This window comes from Streptomyces subrutilus, assembly GCF_001746425.1.
In the GTDB taxonomy this organism is placed as follows: domain Bacteria; phylum Actinomycetota; class Actinomycetes; order Streptomycetales; family Streptomycetaceae; genus Streptomyces; species Streptomyces subrutilus_A.
The window spans coordinates 2,869,567-2,888,790 of sequence record NZ_MEHK01000001.1 but is presented as its reverse complement, the minus strand read 5'-3'; the positions used below and the strand labels follow the sequence as shown (position 1 = coordinate 2,888,790).

The following is a 19,224-nucleotide window of genomic DNA, read 5'->3' as shown; positions in this document are numbered from 1 at the left end:
TTCCATGCCCAGCAAGCTCCTGCTCCGTACCGCCGCCGCCCTCACCGGCAGCCTGGCCCTCGCCGTCTCCCTCACCGCCTGCGGCGGCTCCGCCACCGCCGGCTCCGGCAAAGGCGGGGAGGCGAAGGTCGTCACCGTCTACAGCGCCGACGGCCTCAAGGGCGAGAAGGGCGACGGCTGGTACGACGAGGTCTTCGCCGAGTTCACCAAGAAGACCGGCATCGAGGTCAAGTACGTCGAGGGCGGCTCGGGCGAGATGGTGCAGCGCGCCGTCCGCGAGAAGACCAACACCCAGGCCGACGTACTGATCACCCTTCCGCCCTTCATCCAGCAGGCCGACGGCAAGGGCCTCCTCCGGGCCTACACGCCGCAGGGCTCCGAGATGGTCAACGGTGCCGACAAGGCCGCCGACGGCAAGTGGACCTCCGTCGTCAACAACTACTTCGGCTTCGTCTTCAATAAGAAGGAGCTGGCCGAGGCCCCCAGGACCTGGGAGGAGCTGCTGGACCCCAAGTTCAAGGGCAAGCTGCAGTACTCCACCCCGGGCGTCGCGGGCGACGGCACCGCCGTCCTCATCAAGTCGATGCACGACTTCGGCGGCAAGGAGCCGGCCATGGAGTACCTGAAGAAGCTCCAGGCGAACAACGTCGGCCCGTCCTCCTCCACCAGCAAACTGGCGCCGAAGACCGACAAGGGCGAGCTGCTCGTCGCCAACGGCGACGTCCAGATGAACTTCGCGCAGTCCAAGTCCATGCCGAACCTCGGCATCTGGTTCCCCGCGAAGGACGGCGGCAAGCCCACCACCTTCGCCCTGCCGTACGCGGCCGGCCTCGTCGACAAGGCCCCGCACACCGAGAACGGCAAGAAGCTCCTCGACTACCTGCTCAGCGAGGAGGCGCAGCAGCTGGTCAGCGGGGTCGGCGGGGGCTTCCCGGCGCGCACCGACGTCAAGCCGACCGATGCCAACGCCGTGGAGCTGACCAGGATCATGACGGGGGTCGAGGTCTTCGAGCCGAACTGGGCCGACATCGACGCCAACCTCACCGCCTACGTGGACGCGTGGAAGTCGGCCACCGGCAGCTGACCGGTCACTTCCCGGCCACCCTGGTCCGAAAAAGTTTCGCTTGCGTAACGGGTCTGGGCCGACGTGCCCCTTCGGTTCTGACCCCTCCCCGGATACCGTCCGGGGTGCTCTCGCGCATGTCCCCGCACCTTCGCCGCTCACCTGCTCCCCAGGAGGAGTACGTGTCCACTGCCCTGCCCGGACGACGCGTCATCGCCGTGACCGCTTCCGCCGCCGCCCTGATCGCCGCGTCCGCCCTGGCCACCCCGGCCGGCGCCGCGGACGCCGCCGCGGCCAACACCGACAAGGTGCTCGTCATCGGCATCGACGGCGCGGTCCTCGACCGCGTCAAGGCCGCCAACGCCCCGCACCTGAAGGGCCTGATGGCCCAAGGCCTGACCGCCCGCAGCACCCTGTACGCGAACCCGATGGCCGCCACCTCCTCCGGCCCCGGCTGGTCCACCATCGCCACCGGGGTGTGGCCCGACAAGCACGGCGTGAAGGACAACTCCTTCTCCGGCAAGAACTACGCCGCCCACCCGGACTTCCTCACCCGCATCGAGAACGCCAAGCCGGAGCTCAACACGTACGCGGCCGCCGACTGGGAGCCCGTCACCTCCACCGACGCGGGCGGCCCGATCTTCTCCGCCAAGGTCGACAAGCGTCTCTCCCTCAAGGGCGACCGCGACGGCTACGGCAGCGAGGACCCCAAGATCGCCGCCGCGGCCGCCGCCGAGCTGCAGGGCCACAACCCCGACGCGGCGTTCGTCTACCTCGGCGAGATCGACATCGCCGGCCACTCCTACGGCGCCGCCAGCCAGCAGTACCTCGACGCCATCGGCCGCGTGGACAAGCTGATCGGCCAGGTGCTGACCGCCGTACAGAACCGCCCGGCGTACGCCCAGGAGAACTGGAAGATCCTGGTCACCACCGACCACGGCCACACCAACTCCGGCGGCCACGGCGGCTCCACCATCCAGGAGCGCGGGACCTTCGTCATCGCCAAGGGCGCGGGCATCGCGGCCGGTTCGGTGCGCGACGACGTCAAGCTCGTCGACGTGGCCGCGACCGCGCTGGCGCAGGTCGGCGTCTCCACCGCCCCGCTGGACGGGGTCCCGCTGAACGCCCCCGACAGCGACCCCTTCGACACCCTGCGCCCGAACCTCCAGGCCCGCGTGGACGAGACGGGCATCCCGGCGGGCACGAAGGGCTTCACCCGCACCCCGCCCGCGGGCTGGTCCGTGGACAACTCCAGGATGGGCACGGGCGGTGTCACCGAGTGGGCCGGCTGGGCCTTCGCCACCGATGAGTTCTGGAGCCAGGCCCAGCGCGACCAGTGGCGCGAGCTGAACGTCCGCTCCCGGGATGTCTTCGCCGTCGCCGACTCCGACGAGTGGGACGACAAGAGCCACACCGGCGGCTTCGACTCCACCCTGATCACCCCGAAGTGGGCGGTCACCGGCGGCACCACCAGGAACCTGACCTTCCAGACGCACTACCGTCACGAGGCCGGGCAGAGCGCCCAGGTCCTGGTCTCCTACAACGGCGCCGCCCCCACCGTCGTCAAGAGCTACACCGCCGACGCCGTGGCCAGGGCCGAGTCCCTGAACCTCCAGGTCCCGGCCGGTGCCACGGACGTCCAGGTCCGCTTCCGCTACAGCGGTGACAACAACTGGTACTGGACCGTCGACAACGTCCGCCTGGGCTGAGCCCCGGCCCCCGGGGTCCGGGCCGTGGACGCCCCGTACGTCCCCGACCCGGCCCCGATAGGGTGGTAGAGACCAGAGGTCACAGAGGTCAGACGCCACCGAGAGCGGAGAACAGTCCAGTGGCAGAGCGCAAGCCGATCGAATCCTGGCTCACGGACATGGACGGGGTCCTGATCCACGAGGGCACCCCGATCCCCGGAGCCGATGCCTTCATCAAGCGGCTGCGCGAGTCCGGCAAGCCCTTCCTGGTGCTGACCAACAACTCGATCTACACCCCGCGCGACCTCCAGGCCCGGCTTCACCGGATGGGCCTCGACGTCCCCGTCGAGAACATCTGGACCTCCGCGCTGGCCACCGCCAAGTTCCTCGACGACCAGCGCCCCGGCGGCACCGCGTACGTCATCGGAGAGGCCGGCCTGACCACCGCCCTGCACGACATCGGCTACATCCTGACCGACCACGAGCCCGACTACGTGGTCCTGGGCGAGACCCGGACGTACAGCTTCGAGGCCATGACGAAGGCGGTCCGCCTGATCAACGCGGGCGCCCGCTTCATCTGCACCAACCCGGACGAGACCGGCCCCTCCACCGAGGGCCCGCTCCCGGCCACCGGCGCGGTCGCCGCGCTGATCACCAAGGCCACCGGCAAGAAGCCGTACTTCGCGGGCAAGCCCAACCCGCTGATGATGCGGACCGGCCTCAACGCGATCGGCGCGCACTCGGAGACCAGCGCGATGATCGGCGACCGGATGGACACCGACGTGCTGGCCGGGCTGGAGGCGGGCATGCAGACCTTCCTGGTCCTCACCGGCCTGACCTCGGTCGCGGACACCGAGCGGTTCCCGTACCGGCCCACGAAGACCGTCGACTCCATCGCCGACCTGGTGGACCTCGTTTAAGTCGTTCGGCTGACACGTACGGCGCCGCTCCGGATGCGGAGCGGCGTACCGCGCGTGAATCTCCTTGTTGAGGAGGTTCACCATGCGCAGTGTTCACATCGCTCTCCGTGCCGCCGGGGTGGCCGTCGCCCTGACAGCGTTCTCCGCGGTGAGCGCGCCCACCGCCCTCGCGGGCGAGGAGGACCGCGGCGGCCGCGGCGGCAGAGTCTCGGTCGATCCGAACCCGGCCCACCCGGGAGCGCAGGTCAAGCTGCGCGTCCACGGGTGCGACGGCACCAGGGGCGCGGCCAAATCCTCCGCCTTCGTGGCGGACGCCGAACTTTACGGCCGTGACGGCGGCCGCAGCCCGCTCTACGGCGAGGTGACGATCAGCTCGCACGCCCATCCGGGCCGGCACTCCGTGCGGGTGACCTGTGACGGCCACGACAAGGTCAGCGGCTCCCTCGAGATCTCCCACCGCCGGCCGAGCCACCACGCTTCCCCGGTGTGGCCGGTCCACGCGGGCGGCGGCGGCATGTCCGCCGAGCTCGCGGAGTCCTCCCGGCTGACCGCCGCCGCCAGGGAGGACGAGCACGGCGACGGGGGCCCGGGGGTGCCGCACACGGTCATCGGCGCCGTCCTGGCCGCCGCGGCCGTCCTGGCCGTCGCGGGCCGGGCGCTGGCCCTGCGCCGCCGCCGCAGCGGTGACTGAGCAGCGGGCGGGCGGCGACCGGGCGGGCCGCGCATGAACGAGTGGCGCACGAGCGAAGGGCGCATGAGCGAGGGCAAGTCCTCCGGCGGCGGCCGGCTGCTGACCTTCGCCGCCTGGTCGGTGCTGGTCCTGGGCCTGTGGCTGTGGGGCCGGCAGATCACCGGGGTCCCGGCCCCGCTCGCCGGCCAGGCCGGCGGGGCGGGGGGCCAGGTCCTGCCCGCGGCCCACGCCCCCCTGGCGGCGGCTCTGCCCCAACGCGTCGACGTGCCCTCCATAGGCGTCCAGGCTCCGGTGATCCCCCGGGGCCTGGACGCGGACGGTGCGATCGAGCCGCCGCCCTACGGCAGCCCGGGCACGGTCGGCTGGTGGAGCGGCGGAGTGCAGCCGGGGGCCGCCGGGGCAGCGCTGATGGTGGGGCACGTGGACACGAAGTCGAAGCCGGCCGTGTTCTACGGGCTGAGCTCGGCGCAGCCGGGCGAGAAGGTGCGGGTGGTGCGGGCGGACGGCTCGGTCGCCGAGTTCACCATCGAGGACGTACGGGTCTACGAGCGCGCGGCCTTCGACGCGCACAAGGTGTACGGCCAGCGGGTCCGGGGCCGGGCCGAGCTGAGGCTGGTGACCTGCGGCGGAACCTACGACAAGGCGGCCAAGGAGTACACGGCGAACGTGGTGGTCTCCGCCTATCTGACGGGCGCCGGGGTCCGGCCCGGCACGGCGGTCTAGCGTCCGCCGTACCCCCGGAGCACGAAGAAGCCCCTCGCAGCTTTCGCTGCGAGGGGCTTCCTCCGTCTGTGCGCCGCCAGGGACTCGAACCCCGGACCCGCTGATTAAGAGTCAGCTGCTCTAACCAACTGAGCTAGCGGCGCTTGCTGACAGGGAAAACTTTACCCCACCTCGAGAGGTGCTCGTGACCAGCCACGCCCGCCTTGTCCGATTAACCCATGTTTAAGAGGTTTGTCGTGCACGATATGTCTGGCCGTGCCGCATCTGATGACCCGCCAGATGTCGGTTCCGGCTGACCAGTGGACGAGTAGGGGAGTGGACGGAACCGCATGACGATGCAGCCTCCGACGCATGTGCAGACGCCGATGCCGATGCCCGCCTTCGAGGAGTACGAGCCCGCGGGCGACTGCGCGTGCCTGGGGTGCGCCCAGCGTCGCCGCTCCCTGGCCGGCGCGCGGGCCATACGGCCGAGGGACGGGGGGCACCCCGCCGCCCGCGGGGCCCGCCGGGCGCTGGTCCTGGCCACCGCCGCCGGGGTGGTCCTGGGCGGTGGCGGCGCGGCCGCGGTGGCGGTGGCCGCCCCGGCCGCCGGGCCGGCCGCGCCGGACGACCCGGGCCCCGGCACCCCGCAGGGCGGCCGGGCCCCGCTGCACGGGCCGAAGGGCGGTCCGGTGGGCAAGCCGGGCGCGCCCTCCGGGGTGAAGCGGATCGACCGGACGACGATCATCAACCGGGCGAAGGCGTGGCTGGACGCGAAGGTCCCGTACAGCATGTCCCAGTACTGGACGGACGGATACCGGCAGGACTGCTCGGGCTACGTCTCGATGGCCTGGAACCTCGGCTCGAACGAGTGGACCGGCAGCCTCGACAAGTTCGCCAAGAAGATCACCAAGGCCGATCTGCTGCCGGGGGACATGCTCCTCTTCCACAACCCCGCGGACCCCAACAACGGCTCCCACGTGGTCCTCTTCGGCGGCTGGGCCGACGTGACGCAGACCCACTACATCGCCTACGAGCAGACCCGGCCCACGACGCGCAAGCTGGCCACTCCCTACGGCTACTGGAGCAACGGGTCGAAGTACGTCCCCTACCGGTTCAACGGGGTCACGGGCGGGATCGTGCCCGACGATCCCGCGCCGCCGGCGCCCGCCCCGGGTGACTCGACGGTGTTCCCGGGCGCCGGGAAGTTCGGGCCGGGGCAGACCAACGACCACGTGGCCCGGCTGGGGCGGATGCTGATCGAGCGCGGCGCGTACCGGTTCTACCCGAAGGGGGTGGCCGACCGGACGTGGAGCGAGCACGACCGGCTGGCCACCAAGGCCTTCCAGGCCGCCCAGGGGTGGACCGGCGCCGACGCGGACGGCATCCCGGGGGCGCACACCTGGCGGCTGCTGGTCGAGCGCCAGGGCAAGAACATCCCGCCGACGGTGGGGGCCGCGCCGGGGCCGGGCGGGGTACGGGCCTACCCCGGGGCCTCGGCGTTCCGCCCGGGCTCGTCGCACGAGGCGATCGCCGCCCTCGGCCGCCAACTGATCAAGAAGGGCTTCGGCAAGCACTACACGTCCGGTCCCGGGCCGCGCTGGAGCGAGGCCGACCGCCGCAACGTCGAGGCCTTCCAGCGCGCGCAGGGCTGGCGCGGTGCCGCGGCCAACGGCTACCCGGGCCCGGAAACCTGGCGCCGGCTGTTCGCATGACGGAGGACACGATGTACCCCACGCGCACCACCTCGGCCACGGGCACCTTCCGGGTGCCGGCGGTGGCCGCCCCTGCCCTGGCCGCGGCGGCCGCTCCGGCCCCGGAGCCGGTGCGGGGTGCGGCCCCGCGCCCCGCTCCGCAGCCGGCTCCGCAGCCGGGCCCGCCCTCGCTTTCGGGCGAGACCTCGACGGGCTGGGCCACCGTCCCGGCGGTCCTCGTGGCGGCCGGGCCCGAGGTGCCGGCCGCCCGGGCCCAGGCCGACGAACCCGAACCGGTGCACACGGGCCTGGACATCCCCCACCCCAGGCCGAAGCGACCCAGGCCGGCACGGCCACGCTGCGCCTGCGCGTCCCCGACACCGCGACCGGGGCCGCTGCCCCGCCGCCCCGGCCGGAACTCCCGCCGGGGGCGGGCCTCCGGCCGAACCCGGAACCGAACCCGGAACCGAACCCGGAACTCCGGCCGCACCCGGAGCCCGCCGCCCAGAGGCCAGCCCCCGCCCCCGGGTCGATGCCCAGGCCGGCGGCCGTTCCGGCGCCAACGCCCCCGCAGCCGGAGCCCGTGGCAGGACACGGTCCGGACCCGCGCGCCGCCCAGGCGACCGCGCCCCGACCGGCGTTCGCGCCTGCGCCCGTACCCGCGCCTGCCGAGCCGAGGGCCGGGTTCGAGCCCGAGCCGAACCCCCGTCCCGCGCCGGTTGCCGGGCCCGGACCGGACCCCCGGCCCGCGCCCGCGAGCGTTCCGGCCCCCGCGCAGCACCAGGTCGCGGCCCGGCCTGAGTCGAACCCCCGGCCCGTTCCGGCCCCCGCCCCTGCCCCCGCGGAGCCGGAGGTCGCAGCAGACGGGCCCGCGCCCGCGCCCGAGGTGGAGCCGGAGGCCGAGGCCCAGCCCGCCCCCGCGCGGTCCGGGGTGCCCGGGCCCGGGGTGGCCGAGATCGTCGCGCAGGCCGTGGCGCGCGGGCTGGAAGAGGAGGACGCGGCCCAGGAAGGCCCCGTCCCGCACGGCGCCCCGCTCCGCGGCGCGGCCGTCACCGAGGTGCCCGTTCACCTGCCGTTCCTCGGTGCGCAGAAGAAGAGCCCGCCCGCCCCGACCCAGGCTCCGGCCCCGGCCCGCGCCCCCCGGCCGGCTCCCGCCCCCCGCCCCGCCCCCGGCCGGCGGGCTCCGCGGGTGGACGAACGGCTCCGGGAGCACCGCGGCCCGGTGCTGCCCGGGTGGATCGGCGTCGGCATCGGCGGGCTCGCCCTGGCCGGCTGCGCGGCCGTGCTCTGGCGGGCCGGGGCCGTCCCGGACACGGTGGTGGCTGCCTTCGGCGGCGCCCCGCGCGCCTACCGGGGCCTGTCCGCCACCCACTGGCCCCCGCTCGCCTTCCTCGGCATCGTCGCCCTCCTCGCACTCGGCGGCCTCGGCCGCTCCCGCGCCGGCCACGCCTGGGTGCTCACCCTCTTCGGCCGCTACCGCGGCACGGTCCGCCGTACCGGGCTCACCTGGATCAGCCCCCTCCTCCTGCGCCGCCGGGTCGACGTGCGGCTGCGGCACTGGCGCAGCGACCCCATGCCCGCCGTGGACTCCGGCGGCCTCGCCCTCCAGGTCGTCGTCCAGGTGGTCTGGCAGGTCAGGGACACGGCCAGGGCCGCCCTGGCCGTCGAGGACCACGTGGAGTACCTGGCCGAGCAGGTCGAGTCCGCCATGGCCCGCGTGCTGTCCCGGCTCCCCGCCGACGCCTTCCACGAGGACGCGCCGACCCTGCGCGACACCGAGGCCGTCGGCGACGCGCTGACCCGGATGCTGGCGGCCGAGACCGAGGCCGTCGGGATCGAGGTCTTCTCGGCCCAGCCGACCCGGATCGAGTACGCGCCCGAGGTCGCAGAGGCGATGCGCCGCCGCCGGGTCGCGGCGATCGACGCGAAGCACCGGGACGCCGTGCTGTCCTCGGTCGTGGACGCCGTCGACGACACCGTCCACCGGCTGACCTCGCGCGGGCTCGTCGAGCTCGACGACTACGAGCGCAAGGCACTCGTGAAGGACCTCACGGTCGCCTTCTACACGGGGCGCGGCGAGTAGCGCCCTCGGCGGTGCGCGAACGGGTGGCCGGAATCGACCGGACCACCCGTTCTCCCTTTGGTATGGACATGGCCAACTCCCGTCAATAGTCTGGAACTTGGTCTAGACCTGAGATCACATCCCCACGCGTGCGCACGCTCTCGCCGAACCCCCCCATGTTCAAGGAGCATCATGCGTAACCTCCGCATGCCCGGACGGGCGGGCGCCGCCGCGCTCGGCCTCGGCCTCGTCGCCGGAATCACCCTCCTCGGCGCCCCCAGTGCCAGCAGCCACGGCTACACCGACACCCCCATCAGCCGCCAGAAGCTCTGCGCCAACAAGACCGTCACCAACTGCGGCGCCATCCAGTGGGAGCCGCAGAGCGTCGAGGGCTTCAAGGGCTTCCCGGCCGCCGGGCCCGCCGACGGCAAGATATGTTCCGCCGGCCTCCCGCAGTTCGCCGAGCTCGACAACCCGCGCGGCGGGGCCTGGCCCACCACCAAGGTGACCAGCGGGCAGAGCTACGGCTTCCGGTGGCAGTTCACCGCCAACCACTCCACCACCGACTTCAAGTACTACGTCACCAAGAACGGCTGGAACGGGACCAAGGCCCTCACCCGCGCCGACCTCGACCCCCAGCCCTTCCTCACCGTCGCCTACAACGGCGCACGGCCCGCCATGACCACCGTCCACCAGGGCGCCATGCCGAGCGGCAAGACGGGCCGGCACCTGATCCTGGCCGTCTGGACCGTCAACGACACCCCGATGGCCTTCTACGCCTGCTCCGACGTTCAATTCTGACGCAACGTCAGCTAATCTCCGGCGGCATGCGGACGACAACTGCACCCGAGACCGTCGCGGAACTCGTGGCACGCCGATGGGGCGACCACAGGCCGGGGCTGAAGTACGAGGACACCGGACACACCGTCCTCAGCCACCACCGGACCGCCCAGGAGGCCGCCGCGCGCGCCGCGCTCCTCGTCGACCTCATGCCCCCGGGGGCCGAGCCGCACCTCGGGGTGCTGCTGGACAACACCCCCGAGTTCCCGTTCTGGCTCGGCGCGGCGGCCCTCGCGGGGGCCGCCGTCGCCGGGATCAACCCCACCCGGCGCGGACCCGAGCTGGCCCGCGACATCCTGCACACCGACTGCCGGATCCTGGTGACCGAGCGGGCCCACCTGCCGCTGCTGCGCGGCCTCGACCTGCCCGGCGTACGCCTCCTGGTCACGGACACCGAGGAGTACGAGGCCCTGCTCGCCCCCTACGCCGGCGCCAAGCCCGGCGAGGCGACGCTGGGGACCCCCGGCCCGGACTCCCGGCTGCTCCTCTACTTCACCTCCGGTTCCACCGGCGCCCCCAAAGCCGCCATCTGCACCCAGGGCCGGCTCGCGGCGGCCGGGTCCGCGCTGGCCCGCCGGTTCTCGGTCACCCCGCAGGACGTCCACTACGTCTGCATGCCGCTCTTCCACGGCAACGCGGTCATCGCCGACTGGCTCCCGGCGCTCGCGGGCGGGGCGTCGGCGGCGCTGCGCCGGCGCTTCTCCGCCTCCGCGTTCCTGGACGACGTACGCGCGTACGGGGCGACGTACTTCACCTACGTCGGGCGGGCCGTCCAGTACCTGCTGGCCACCGAGCCGCGTCCCGACGACCGCGAGCACTCCCTGCGGCTCGGCTTCGGCACCGAGGCCGGGGCGGTGGACGCGGCGCGCTTCGCCGAACGGTTCGGCGTCCCGCTGGTGGAGGGCTACGGGGCCACCGAGGGCGGCGCCTCCGTCCAGCAGACGCCGGACACCCCGCCGGGTGCGCTGGGCCGGGCCGGGGAGGGGACGACCTCGCGGTGATCGACCCGGAGACGGGGGCCGAGTGCCCGGCCGCGGTGCTGGACGCGGACGGACGGCTGCTGAACGGCTCGGCGGCGATCGGGGAACTGGTCAACCGCGGCCGGAGCCTGTTCGAGGGGTACTGGCGCAACCCGGACGCGGAGGCCGCCCGCACCCGGGACGGCTGGTACTGGACCGGCGACCTCTTCTTCCGCGACGCCGCGGGCTTCCTGTACTTCGCGGGCCGTACGGACGACCGACTGCGGGTCGACAGCGAGAACCTGGCCGCGGCGGTGATCGAGAACATCCTGGCGCGGTGGTCCGACGCGGCGGCGGTGGCGGTGTACGCGGTGCCGGACGAGGTCGCGGGGACCAGGTCATGGCGGCCGTGGCCCTGCGGGCGGGGGCGCGCTTCGACCCTGAGGCGTTCGCGGCGTTCCTGGCCGCGCAGCCGGACCTGGGGACGAAGATGGCGCCGCGGTACGTCAGGATCGTGCCGGGGATGCCGGTCACCGCGACGAACAAGGTCCACCGGGTGGCCCTGCGCCGGGCCGGCTTCAGGTGCCCCGACCCGGTCTGGCACCGTTCCCGTACGGGGTCCTACCGGCCGCTGACCGAGGCCGACCTCGCGGTGCTCCTGTCGCAGTACGAAGCCCAGGCCCGAGCGACCCTCCTGGACCGCTAGCCCTGCTGCGGCCGGGTCCCGGCGGTCCTCGGGCACCTCCGCCGGTAATGGTTTTGAGCACCCCTGGGGAGCAGGTAGTATTTTCTCTGTCAGCAGGCGCCGCTAGCTCAGTTGGTTAGAGCAGCTGACTCTTAATCAGCGGGTCCGGGGTTCGAGTCCCTGGCGGCGCACCTGTCCTTCGGGCGGTTTCCGGTTCACCGGGAACCGCCCGAAGTGTTTTCCGGCCCCGCTGGCGGGCGGGCCCGGTCGGGGCACCCCCGCTACAGGGTGAGCGACAGGAGCAGCGGCGCGGCCTTCCGGTTGAGGGTGTCCGCCGCGGCCCGCAGCCGGTGGGCGTGCTCGACCGGCATCGACAGGGCGAGGCAGCCCACCGAGGCCCCGGCCGTGATCGGGACGGCCGCGCAGACGGTGCCCACGGCGTATTCCTGGAGGTCCAGCACGGGCACGGTGGCCGGCTGGGCGTCCAGCTTGGAGAACAGGATCCGCTCGTTCACGATCGTCTTCGACGTGAGCCGCGCGATCTTGTGGCGGGACAGGTGGTCGCGCCGCCCGTTGAGGTCGAGCTGGGTCAGCAGGCACTTGCCGACCGCGCTGGCGTGCGCCGCCGAGCGGAAGTCGACCCACTCGTGGACCTTCGGCGTGCGCGGGCTGTCCGCGAACTGCGTGATCCTGACCTCACCGTCCACGTACCGGCTGATGTAGACCGCCGCCCCACGGAGTCGCGCAGCCGGTCCAGGGTCTCCTGGAGCTTGTCCGTCAGCGCTTGCTGGCGGTCGACGCCGGAGCCGAGCAGGACGAGGGAATCCCCTATGGCGTAGGCGCCGTCGGACACCTGCAGGACATATCCCTCCCGGCGCAGCATGAGCAGCATCGGGGCGAGATGGACTGCGGGCAGGCCGGTCTCACGCGCGATCTGCACATCGGTCACACCGCCGGTGTGCCGTGCGATCGTTTCGAGTACGCGCAGTGCGTACTGCACCGAGTGGAACGGCGCGGTCGGCTCGGGCTTCAGCGCCACGGTTTCCCCCTAGCAGGTTGTTACCGCTTGCCCTACCACGATAGCCATCAAGAGGCCCATGTGGAGCGCCTGTTGAGGAGATTGATGGCTCGATCACGCCGCCCCGTCAGGATCTACTCCCTTGGCATATGCCATGGTCACGTTCACTGGCCCGGTTGTGCCGGGAATGCCCGGCCGCCGCCCACGGTTCGAATTCTTCGTACGGACGACGGATCGAGACGGGAGCGACGATGAGTGACACCGGGGACGCGTATCGCCAGGAGGGCCGGGGCGCCGTCCACGGCACGGCCCGGGGCAGTGCGCCCGTACCGCTCTCGGTCCTGGACCTCGTCACCGTGGGCGCCGGCAGTACCGCCCACGCCTCCCTGCGCACCAGCGTGGACATCGCCCGGCTCGCCGAGTCCCGCGGCTACCACCGCCACTGGGTCGCCGAGCACCACTCCATGCCCGGGGTCGCCAGCTCCTCCCCGGCCGTGATCCTGGCCCACCTGGCCGCGCACACCTCGCGCATCCGGCTCGGCTCGGGCGGGGTCATGCTGCCCAACCACGCCCCGCTCGCCGTCGCCGAGCAGTTCGGCACCCTGGAGGCCCTCGCCCCGGGCCGCATCGACCTCGGCCTCGGCCGGGCTCCCGGCACCGACGGGCGCACGGCCATGGCGCTGCGCGGGGCCGGCCGCCTCGACGAGGCCGCGGAGGAGTTCCCGCGGCAGCTCGCGGAGCTCACCCGGTTCCTCGACGACGACTTCCCGGACGGGCACCCGTACGCCCGCGTGCACGCCGTGCCGGGCCCGGTCCAGGGGCCCGCCGGGCGGCCGCCGCTGTGGCTGCTCGGCTCCTCCGGCTTCAGCGCCCGCCTGGCCGGCGAGCTCGGGCTGCCCTTCGCCTACGCCCACCACTTCTCGGCGGCCGGCACCCTGCCCGCGCTCGACCTCTACCGGCAGAGCTTCCGCCCCTCGGCCGTCCTGGACGCCCCGTACGCCCTCATCGGGGTCGCGGCGCTGGCCGCGGACACCGCCGGGGAGGCCCGGGCCCAAGTGCTCACGGGAGCGCTGTCGATGCTGCGGCTGCGCAGCGGGCGGCCCGGGCTGGTCCCGACGCCCGAGGAGGCCGCGGCGTACCCGTTCTCGCCGCTGGAGCGGGAGTTCGTGGACGGCTGGATCGCGAACATCGTGCACGGCACCCCGACGAGGTGCGCGCCGGACTCGACGGCCTGGCCGAGCGGACGGGCGCGGACGAGCTGATGCTGACCGCCAACGCGCACAGCGGCGAGGCCCGGCTGCGCTCCTACGGGCTCGTCGCAGATGCGTACGGGATGCCGGCGGAGGTCCCGGCCCAAGGGTGAGCGCAGGAAAACGGGGTTCGGCTGGTTTGTTGCCGAAACCTTGCCGGAAGGTGGCCTAAGACATCCTTAAACCGCTCGTCACCCGGGGTGGCGAGCGGTTTCTGATGTGCGTTCAGGTCTCTGACGAGCACATTTGGCCGCGCAGTGGTCTAGTCCTTCTTTGGTCCAAACCATTGACTGGGGCGTGGCGTGATCGCTATCACTTCTCTCACCTGAAGCTGATGCCCTCCCCTCCCACCCCCGGAGGCAGTTCATGCACATCCGTAAACCCCTCATCGCGGCCGCCGCCACGGCCGCGCTGGCAGCCGGTGCGCTCGCCTCCTTCGCCGGGCTCGGTACCGCCCAGGCCGCGGGCTCGGCGGCCGGCGCCGCGGCCGGCGGCGTCCGCATCGCCTACTACGACCAGTGGAGCGTGTACGGGAACGCCTTCTACCCCAAGCACCTGGACACGCGGGGGATAGCCGGCAAGCTGGACGTGATCAACTACTCGTTCGGCAACATCCACCCCACCGACCTCACCTGTTTCGAGGCGAACAAGGCGGCGGGCGACGACAACAACCCCAACGCCGGGGACGGCGCGGGGGACTCGTACGCCGACTACCAGAAGTCCTTCAGCGCGGCGGACAGCGTGGACGGCGTCGCCGACAAGTGGGACCAGCCGATCGTGGGCGTCTTCAACCAGTTCAAGGAACTGAAGGCCAAATACCCCCACCTGAAGATCAACATCTCGCTGGGCGGCTGGACCTACTCCAAGTTCTTCCACGACGCGGCCAAGACCGACGCCTCCCGCAAGAAGCTCGTCGCCTCCTGCATCAAGCAGTACATCAAGGGCGACCTCCCGGTGGAGGGCGGCTACGGCGGCCCCGGCACCGCGGCCGGCATCTTCGACGGCATCGACATCGACTGGGAGTACCCCGGTTCCTCCGGCGGCCACCTGGGCAACCACTACGGCCCCGAGGACAAGCAGAACTTCACCCTGCTGCTGGCGGAGTTCCGCAAGCAGCTCGACGCCGAGGGCGCGGCCAACGGCGGCAAGAAGTACCTGCTGACCGCGGCGCTCCCGGCCGGCCAGGACAAGATCAAGTACATCGAGACGGACAAGATCGGCGCGTACCTCGACTACGCGAACATCATGACGTACGACATGCACGGCGCCTGGGACGGCGACGGGCCGACGTACCACCAGTCCCCGCTGTACCCCTCGGCCGCCGACCCGACCGACCCGATCGCCCCGGGCACCGAGAAGTACAGCATCGACAACGCCATCGACTCCTGGATCGACGGCAACCCCGCCTACGGCATCGCGGGCGGCTTCCCCGCCGACAAGCTGACCCTGGGCTACGAGTTCTACTACCGCGGCTGGAAGGGGGTGCCGGCCGGCACCACCCATGGCCTGGCGCAGAGCGCGACCGGCGGCTCGGCCGCCCGGCCGCTCAGCCAGCAGGCGGGCATCGCGCACTACAAGGAGCTCGGCGGGATCGTCGACAACGCGGCGACCACCTTCTGGGACGACCAGTCCAAGTCCTCCTACTTCTACAAGGACGGCGAGTTCTTCACGGGCCTGAACCAGCGCTCCATCCAGGCCCGGGTCGACTACGGCAAGCAGCGCGGCCTGGCCGGCGCGATGATGTACTCGCTCCTCGGCCTGGACAACAACACCACGCTGCTGAACCAGATCTCGGACGCCCTCGGCGGGACCACCGTGCCGCCGACCACCCCGCCCACGACGCCTCCCACCACCCCGCCGACCACGCCGCCGACGACCCCGCCGACCACGGGCTGCGGCTCGACCCCGGCCTACGTCGCGGGCACCGTCTACACGGGCGGCAGCGAGGTCTCGCACAACGGCCGCAAGTACAAGGCCCAGTGGTGGACGCAGAACGAGACGCCGGGCACCACCGGTGAATGGGGTGTCTGGAAGGACCTCGGCGCCTGCTGATCTCCCCCCACCCCGCGCCGAGCGGCGGCCTGCCCCGCATCCCCCTCAGACGAGGGGGTGCGGGGCAGGTCCGTCGGACGGCGCGGCCGTGGTGGCGGAGGCCGCGGCGGCGGACGGAGCGGAGGCCGCGGCGGACGCCGCGGCGGCCTGGCGGTCGATCATGCCGGCGATCACCTCCGGCGCCACCGCGCGGGAGTACAGCCAGCCCTGGCCCGTGTCGCAGCCGACGCGGCGCAGCCGGGCCGCCTGGCCCGCCGTCTCCACGCACTCCGCGGTGACCGTCAGGCCCAGCCGGTGGGCGAGCTGGACCAGGGCCTCGACGATCGTCTCGTCGGCCGGGTTCGGGTGCGTGCCCTCGTCATAGCGGAAGCCCCGTACGAAGGACCCGTCCAGCTTCAGCACCGACACCGGCAGCCGGCTCAGGTAGGCGAGGTTCGAGTACCCGGTGCCGAAGTCGTCGATCGCGATCCGCACGCCCATGTCGCTGAGCGCCTGCAGGGCCTGCAGCGGCCGGCCGGCCGAGCCCATCACGGCCGACTCGGTCAGCTCCAGCTGGAGCAGCTGCGGGGCGAGCCCCGTCTCGGCCAGGATCTCCGCGACGTCGCCCACCAGGTCCGAGTCCCACACCTGGCGCACGGCCACGTTGACCGACACGAAGACGGGCGCGTCGCTGGGCTGCTCGATCTGCCAGCGGCGCGCCTGGCGGCAGGCCGTGCGCAGCACCCACTGCCCCAACTGGACGATGGACCCGTCCTCTTCGGCGATCCCGATGAACCGATTCGGCGTCAGCGTGCCGAACTGCGGGTGCTTCCAGCGCACCAGGGCCTCGACCCCGCGCACCGCCCCGCTCTCCAGGTCCACCAGCGGCTGGTACTCCAGCTCGAACTCGCCCCGCAACACGGCGGGCCGCAGCGTCGAGGACAGCGCCTGGCGCGTCATGCGGTGCGCGTTGCGCTCCGGGTCGAAGAGGGTCCAGCGGGCCTTGCCGTCCGCCTTCGCCCAGTACAGGGTCGTGTCGGCGGCCTGCATCAGCCCCGTCGCCGAGGTGCCGGCCGCCGCCCGCTCCACCACCCCGATCGACGCGGAGACCGACAGCCGCTGCCCGGACAGGTCGAACGGCTCCTGGACGGCGGCCAGTACGCTGCGCGCCAGGTCCGCGAGCTGTTCCGTGCCCGTGGAGTCCTCCACCAGCAGGGCGAACTCGTCGCCCCCGAGCCGCGCGACCAGGTGCCCGCTCGTGCGCCCGTATCCGGACTGGTCGGCGCACTGGGTCAGCCGGGCGGCGACGGCGGCCAGCAGCCGGTCGCCGACGCGGTGGCCGAGGGTGTCGTTGACCGCCTTGAAGCCGTCGAGGTCCAGGTAGCACAGGCCGATCCGGCCGGTCCCGCCGCCGTGTTCGTACGAGGACGCCTCCAGCGCCGTGGAGAGCCGCTCGAAGAACAGCGCCCGGTTGGGCAGCCGGGTGACGGGGTCGTGCATCTGGAGGTGGCGCAGGCGCGCCTGGAGATCGCGCCGGTCGCTGATGTCGGCGACGGACAGCAGGACGTCGCCGGTCCCCGGTACGGGCCCCAGGGTGACCTCGGTCCACAGCGAATGCCCGTCGGGGTGTTTGAGGCGCCGGGTACAGCGCAGCCGGGCCTGCCGCCCGCGCAGCACCTCCTGGTAGGCGGCCCAGGTGCGGGCCTCCGCGGCCAGGTCCACCAGGTCGGCGGCCGGCCGGCGGACGAGCGCGTGCGGCTCGGCGCCCAGCAGGCAGGCGAAGGCCTCGTTGGCGGTGACGACGTACCCGTCGCGGTCGACGACGGCCATGGGGAGGTGGGCCGCGTTGAAGGCGGCCCGGTAGTCGCGCCGCTCGGACTCGGCGCGCGGCGGAACTGCCGTTACCGACACTGCCGCGTGACGCTCCGTAATGGCCGATCGGATGCTGTCGGCCGCCGAACCGGTTCCTTCAGAGGTTCCGCTCACCGTTGGCTCCCGCAGTGCTCGTGAGTGTCCGTGCAGGAAAGTGTGCCGATCATAGAGGCTGCCGGAGGCCCTATCCAGCGGCGTCGCCGTGCGGGGGGCGGGAGTTCGGCGTGATGACGGAGTGGCGGCCCTCCCTGGGGCGATCGTTTCTGCGCGGCTTTGCGCACGCGGAGGCGCCTGCTGATCTCGCGTGATCGATCGTGACGTTCTGTAGGCAATCGAGTGAAGGCCAAGGGTCACCGGCTTGCCGGAATGCTCACTCGTGTGGGGCAGGGCAACAGGGCATTGGTACGGCAAGCACCTCAAGGTGGACGAACAGGAACAAATCCACCACCGGAGGTCGATGTGACGCGACAGGTGACACCCGGGGGAGTGGACCGCCCGCGCCTCCGAAGCACGGGCGCGGCCCTCACCTCCCTCACGGCGCTCGCCGCCATGTCGCTCGTCGCGGGGCCCGCCGTGGCCGATTCCGGAGCCGGTCCCTGCGCCCTGACCCGTACGGCCGCGCACCATTCGCTCGGCCTCGACACCTGGAACGGCGCCTACCCGCGGCCCGAGCGCTCCCTCGACGCGGTCATGGTCTTCCTCTCCTTCCCCGACCACCGGACCGCCCTGTCCCCCGAGGAGATCGCCGGCGACTACTTCCCCGCCACCAGCGACTTCTTCGAGCGGGCCTCGTACGGCCGCTTCCGCCTCGTCCCGCATCCGCAGAAGCAGTGGATCCGGATGCCCAAGCCGTCCACCGCGTACGGGATACAGCGCGACTGGGCCCCGGAGGACCGGGCGGCCTACCTGCGCGACGCGGTCGCGACCGCCGACGCCCAGGTGGACTTCGGCAAGTACGACGTCGTCTACTTCGTGGCCGACCCGGACGCGCCCGGGGTGGACTCCGATGCCACGAAGGTCGTCAACTTCGACCGTCCGATCCGCGCCGACGGCGCGGACCTGCGGCGGATCGTCACCGTCTTCGAACGGCACCCGCCGGACCGCAACGTGCTCGCCCACGAGACCGGCCACGTCTTCGACCTGCCCGACCTCTACCACCGGCCGACGGACGGCAAGGGCGACTGGGACACCCACGTCGGGGACTGGGACGTGATGGGCAGCCAGTTCGGCATGGCCCCGGATCTCTTCGCCTGGCACAAGTGGAAGCTGGGCTGGCTCGACCCCGGCCAGGTGGACTGCGTCCAGTCGGGCTCCTCGCTGCACACCCTCCAGCCGCTGGCCGAGGCCCCGGTGCGGGGCGGCACGGGCGGGACCCGGCTCGCCGTGATCCGTACGGGCCCCGGCAGCGCGATCGCCGTCGAGGCGCGCGGCTCGGCCGGCAACGACGGGGACACCTGCACGGAAGGGGTCCTGGTCTACCGGGTGCGCAACGAGGCGGCGTCGGGCGGCGGCCCGATCGAGGTCCTGGACGCGCACCCGGAGACGGAGGCCTGCTGGGACCGCTCGGTCTACCCGCCGCTCGCGGACGCGCCGCTGGAGGTGGGCGAGACGTACACCGTGCCGGGGGAGCGGATCACCGTCGAGGTGGCCGACCGGACCCAGTCGGGCGCGTACACGGTGAAGATCACCACCTAGCCGGCCGTACCCGGAACGAAGAAGACCCCCGCTCCGAGGAGTGGGGGTCTTCTT

11 protein-coding genes, 2 tRNA genes and 3 pseudogenes are annotated in these 19,224 nt (G+C 72.5%); 13 read left to right on the top strand and 3 right to left on the bottom strand.

The window, feature by feature from the left end:
* Positions 1-4: 4 nt before the first annotated feature.
* From BGK67_RS14010 to BGK67_RS13990, 5 genes are all read left to right on the top strand, one after another.
* Positions 5-1,084 carry a 2-aminoethylphosphonate ABC transporter substrate-binding protein gene (locus tag BGK67_RS14010; RefSeq protein WP_069920406.1) on the top strand — a complete coding sequence of 360 codons (1,080 nt, stop codon included), beginning with the start codon at positions 5-7 and terminating at the stop codon, positions 1,082-1,084.
* Between the two features lie 161 nt (positions 1,085-1,245).
* Complete coding sequence (locus BGK67_RS14005) at positions 1,246-2,772, top strand: alkaline phosphatase family protein (RefSeq protein WP_069920405.1); 1,527 nt, start codon at positions 1,246-1,248, stop codon at positions 2,770-2,772.
* A gap of 119 nt (positions 2,773-2,891) precedes the next feature.
* Entirely contained in the window at positions 2,892-3,671 is a 780-nt protein-coding gene (locus tag BGK67_RS14000) for an HAD-IIA family hydrolase (protein WP_069920404.1), read from the top strand.
* An 82-nt stretch (positions 3,672-3,753) separates the two neighbouring features.
* On the top strand, positions 3,754-4,362 hold the full coding sequence (locus BGK67_RS13995) for a hypothetical protein (protein WP_069920403.1): 609 nt from the start codon (positions 3,754-3,756) through the stop codon (positions 4,360-4,362).
* A gap of 63 nt (positions 4,363-4,425) precedes the next feature.
* Positions 4,426-5,085, top strand: a complete 660-nt coding sequence (locus tag BGK67_RS13990; RefSeq protein WP_069923844.1) for a class F sortase — start codon at positions 4,426-4,428, stop codon at positions 5,083-5,085.
* A gap of 69 nt (positions 5,086-5,154) precedes the next feature.
* Here BGK67_RS13990 and BGK67_RS13985 read toward each other — a convergent pair.
* Positions 5,155-5,228, bottom strand: a tRNA-Lys gene (locus BGK67_RS13985).
* Between the two features lie 222 nt (positions 5,229-5,450).
* On the opposite strand from BGK67_RS13985, the gene BGK67_RS13980 reads away from it, so the two are divergent.
* The 5 genes and pseudogenes from BGK67_RS13980 (at position 5,451) to BGK67_RS13960 (ending at position 11,495) form a co-directional block, all read left to right on the top strand.
* Positions 5,451-6,779 (top strand): peptidoglycan-binding protein, encoded by a 1,329-nt coding sequence (locus tag BGK67_RS13980; protein ID WP_069923843.1) that lies wholly within the window; start codon positions 5,451-5,453, stop codon positions 6,777-6,779.
* 562 nt (positions 6,780-7,341) lie between these two features.
* On the top strand, positions 7,342-8,841 hold the full coding sequence (locus BGK67_RS13975; protein WP_244291206.1) for an SPFH domain-containing protein: 1,500 nt from the start codon (positions 7,342-7,344) through the stop codon (positions 8,839-8,841).
* Positions 8,842-9,027: 186 nt separating this feature from the next.
* Complete coding sequence (locus tag BGK67_RS13970; RefSeq protein WP_069920402.1) at positions 9,028-9,621, top strand: lytic polysaccharide monooxygenase auxiliary activity family 9 protein; 594 nt, start codon at positions 9,028-9,030, stop codon at positions 9,619-9,621.
* A 26-nt stretch (positions 9,622-9,647) separates the two neighbouring features.
* Positions 9,648-11,325, top strand: a pseudogene (locus BGK67_RS13965) (AMP-binding protein).
* Positions 11,326-11,421: 96 nt separating this feature from the next.
* Positions 11,422-11,495 (top strand) — tRNA-Lys (locus BGK67_RS13960).
* Positions 11,496-11,585: 90 nt separating this feature from the next.
* Here the strand turns inward: BGK67_RS13960 and BGK67_RS13955 are convergent.
* Positions 11,586-12,343 (bottom strand): annotated as a pseudogene (locus BGK67_RS13955) (IclR family transcriptional regulator).
* Positions 12,344-12,573: 230 nt separating this feature from the next.
* Here BGK67_RS13955 and BGK67_RS13950 point away from each other — a divergent pair.
* Positions 12,574-13,685: pseudogene (locus BGK67_RS13950) on the top strand (LLM class flavin-dependent oxidoreductase).
* 253 nt (positions 13,686-13,938) lie between these two features.
* Positions 13,939-15,624 (top strand): glycosyl hydrolase family 18 protein, encoded by a 1,686-nt coding sequence (locus BGK67_RS13945; RefSeq protein ID WP_069920401.1) that lies wholly within the window; start codon positions 13,939-13,941, stop codon positions 15,622-15,624.
* A 45-nt stretch (positions 15,625-15,669) separates the two neighbouring features.
* On the opposite strand, the gene BGK67_RS13940 is transcribed toward BGK67_RS13945, so the two are convergent.
* Positions 15,670-17,589 (bottom strand): putative bifunctional diguanylate cyclase/phosphodiesterase, encoded by a 1,920-nt coding sequence (locus BGK67_RS13940; protein WP_244291583.1) that lies wholly within the window; start codon positions 17,587-17,589, stop codon positions 15,670-15,672.
* Positions 17,590-17,934: 345 nt separating this feature from the next.
* Here BGK67_RS13940 and BGK67_RS13935 point away from each other — a divergent pair, with 345 nt between their 5' ends.
* Positions 17,935-19,170 (top strand): M6 family metalloprotease domain-containing protein, encoded by a 1,236-nt coding sequence (locus BGK67_RS13935; RefSeq protein ID WP_432215446.1) that lies wholly within the window; start codon positions 17,935-17,937, stop codon positions 19,168-19,170.
* The last annotated feature ends 54 nt before the right edge of the window (positions 19,171-19,224 follow it).